This is a genomic window from Saccharothrix sp. ST-888 (genome assembly GCF_000955975.1).
In the GTDB taxonomy this organism is placed as follows: domain Bacteria; phylum Actinomycetota; class Actinomycetes; order Streptomycetales; family Streptomycetaceae; genus Kitasatospora.
Window position 1 is genome coordinate 1 of sequence record NZ_JYJF01000965.1, and the last position, 304, is coordinate 304.

The 304-nt window shown below is 61.8% G+C and carries 1 tRNA gene; it reads right to left on the bottom strand.

The annotated features are described in order from the left end of the window. Positions 1–177: 177 nt before the first annotated feature. Positions 178–250 (bottom strand) — tRNA-Gly (locus UK12_RS35185). Between the last annotated feature and the right edge of the window lie 54 nt (positions 251–304).

Here is a 304-nt window from a genome sequence, read left to right on the forward strand (position 1 = left end):
GACCCATGGGGCAGAGTATTCCTCGTCGCCGCCACCGGCAAACCGGGACGGCCGCCGGTGCGACTAGGTCGAAACACCTGAAGCACCGTGCGGACGTGCCTCAGTTGGTAGAGCATCCTCTTGCTAAGCTCAGTGTCCCGAGTCCGCATCTTCTTGAATTGGATCGTGCTTAGTGGGAGCGGACGACGAGATTCGAACTCGCGAGCCTCACCTTGGCAAGGTGATGCTCTACCAACTGAGCCACGTCCGCACGGTGCTTCAGGTGTTTCCACCTACTCGCACCGGCCGCCGTCCCGGTCTCCCG